3 protein-coding genes are annotated in these 2,829 nt (G+C 64.8%); all 3 read right to left on the reverse strand.

All coding sequences use genetic code 11. From position 1 onward, the window contains the following. Nucleotides 1-663 (reverse strand): GDP-L-fucose synthase (locus EN745_RS33050; RefSeq protein ID WP_145992278.1); only part of this gene is annotated, 663 nt, incomplete at its 3' end. Beyond that, on the reverse strand, nt 660-1,745 hold the full coding sequence (gmd, locus tag EN745_RS33055) for a GDP-mannose 4,6-dehydratase (protein WP_126058409.1): 1,086 nt from the start codon (nt 1,743-1,745) through the stop codon (nt 660-662). The genes gmd and EN745_RS33050, both read right to left, overlap by 4 nt. Before the next feature lie 99 nt (nt 1,746-1,844). Further along, nucleotides 1,845-2,829 (reverse strand): dihydrodipicolinate synthase family protein (locus tag EN745_RS33060; protein WP_145992279.1); only part of this gene is annotated, 985 nt, incomplete at its 5' end.

Here is a 2,829-nt window from a genome sequence, read left to right on the forward strand (position 1 = left end):
GGCGGCGTCGTCGACGTGCAGGAACTCGCGCATTGGCCTGCCCGATCCCCAGACCTCCAGCTGCTCCCCGCCGGCACGCTTGACCTCATGCGCCTTGCGCATGAGGGCCGGCACGACATGGCTGCTGGTGAGGTCGAAATTGTCGCCCGGACCATAGAGGTTGGTCGGCATGGCGGAGATGTAGTCCACGCCATACTGACGCCGGTAGGCCTGGCAGAGTTTCAGCCCGGCGATCTTGGCGACCGCGTACCATTCATTGGTGGGCTCGAGCGGACCGGTCAACAGCGCGTCTTCGGGGATCGGCTGCGGCGCGAGCTTCGGATAAATGCAGGACGAGCCGAGGAACAGGAGCTTCCGCACCTCGCAGCGGAAGGCGCTCTCCATGACATTGGTCTGCACCACCAGGTTCTCGTGGAGAAAGTCGACCGGAAGCGTGTCGTTGGCCAGGATGCCGCCGACCTTTGCGGCCGCCATTACCACTGCGTCCGGCCTGTGCTCGGCCATCCAGCGCCGCACGCCGGCCTGGTCGAGAAGGTCGAGCTCGCTGCGCGCGACCGTCAGGATTTCGCAATCCTCGCCTGCCAGTCGGCGCGCGACAGCCGAGCCGACCATGCCGCGGTGCCCGGCAACGAAGACCCGTTTGCCCTTCAAATCGAAAGTCATCGGCCCACCCCCGGGCGGAACGTCCGCCCTGCCATGGCTGCATCGTCAAAATCCGCGAGGTCGGCCTGCACCATTTCCGCCACCAGATCCCTGAAGCCGGTCCTGTGCGACCAGCCCAGCACGGCTCTCGCCTTGGACGCGTCGCCGACCAGGAGGTCGACCTCGGTTGGCCGGAAATAGCGTGGGTCGATGCGCACCAGGACCGCGCCCGAAACGGCGTCGATACCCACTTCGTCTGCGTCATGGCCTTGCCAGAGCACGGTGCGCCCCGTCTCGGCGAAGGCCAGTTCGACGAATTCGCGCACCGAATGCGTCTCGCCCGTCGCCAGCACGAAATCGTCGGCCTCGTCGTGCTGGAGGATGCGCCACATGCCCTCGACATAGTCGCGCGCATGGCCCCAGTCGCGTCTGGCGTCGATATTGCCGAGATAGAGCACATCTTGCCGCCCGTGATGGATCGCGGCCACCGCGCGCGTGATCTTGCGGGTGACGAAGGTCTCGCCACGGCATGGACTCTCGTGGTTAAACAGGATGCCGTTGGCCGCGAACATGCCATAGGCCTCGCGGTAGTTGACCGTCGTCCAGTAGGCGTAGAGCTTGGCCGCCGCATAGGGCGAGCGCGGACGGAAGGGCGTCGTCTCGTTCTGCGGCGCCACCGACGCCTTGCCGTAGAGTTCCGAGGTCGACGCCTGATAGAAGCGCACCGACCTTTCGAGGCCGAGGATACGGATCGCCTCCAGCAGCCGCAGCGTCCCCAGCGCATTGGCATTGCCCGTATATTCCGGGTTCTCGAAACTCACCTGGACATGGCTCTGGGCGCCGAGATTGTAGATTTCGGCGGGTCGCGTCTCCTGCACGAGGCGGATCAGGTTGGCCGCGTCGGTCAGATCGCCATAGTGCAGGAAGAGGCGTGCGTCGCGCTCATGCGGATCGACATAGAGGTCTTCGATACGCCCGGTGTTTGATGAGGACGAGCGGCGTTTGACGCCGTGGACGACATAACCCTTCTCAAGCAGCAATTGCGCCAGATAGGCTCCGTCCTGCCCGGTCACGCCGGTGATGAGCGCCACTTTGCCCGTCATTGTCCGTCTTCGCCCGCCCCTCGGGAGAAACAGGGAAAACAGATTTGCCCGGCCAAGGCAAATTTATGGTCTTCGAACGGAACCGATCGGTGGTCGAGGTCAAACGCCTGCGACGGCGCAGAGGCTCTTCATTCGGGCCACCGCAAGCTCGGGATCGGCCAGCAATCCCGCCTGGTCGGCCAGCCGGAACACATCGGCATAATGCAGGATGCCGCGCGCCGACTGCATGCCGCCGACCATCGCGAAATGCTCCTGATGGCCATTCAGCCATGCCATGAAGACGATGCCGGCCTTGTAATATTCGGTCGGCGCCTCGAAGATCTTGCGCGACAGCGGCACCGTCGGCGCCATCAGTGCGTGATAGCCGGCGCGGTCGCCATCGGTGAGCCTGGCCAGCGCCGCGTTGGCGACCGGCGCGATGGCGTCGAAAATGCCGAGCAGCGCATGCGAGTGCCTCCTGCCGTCGCCGGCGATCAACTCGGGGTAGTTGAAGTCGTCGCCGGTGAACATGACGACGCCTTCCGGCAACCGATCCCGCAGCGCCACCTCCTTGCTGGCATCGAGCAGCGATATTTTTATGCCTTCGACCTTGCCGGCATGCCGCTCGATGATGGCCACGACCGTATCGAGCGCCGTCTCGAAATCGCCACTGCCCCAGTATCCCTTCAGGGCCGGATCGAACATGTCGCCCAGCCAGTGCAGGATCACTTTGCCTGACGCCTGCGAGAGGATCCGGTCGTAGATGCTGGAATAGTCGTCCGGGCCCCTGGCGACCGCCGCCAGCGCGCGGCTCGCCATCATGATCGCCTTGCCGCCCTGCCCCTCGATGAAGCCGAACTGCTCCTCATAGGCGGCAATCACATCGTCGAGCGTGCTCGCCGCGGAAGGCGCCAGATGATCGGTGCCGGCCCCCGAAGCGAGATCGGCCCCTTCGACGGTCCGCGCCTCTGCAATCGAGCGGCGGATCAATTCCTTTGCGTTTGCCCAGTCGAAGCCCATGCCGCGCTGCGAGGTGTCCATCGCCTCGGCGATGCGGAAGCCGAGCCGCCACAGGTGATGGCGGAACGCCATCGTCCTGTCCCTG

It is taken from the genome of Mesorhizobium sp. M4A.F.Ca.ET.022.05.2.1, assembly GCF_003998845.1.
In the GTDB taxonomy this organism is placed as follows: domain Bacteria; phylum Pseudomonadota; class Alphaproteobacteria; order Rhizobiales; family Rhizobiaceae; genus Mesorhizobium.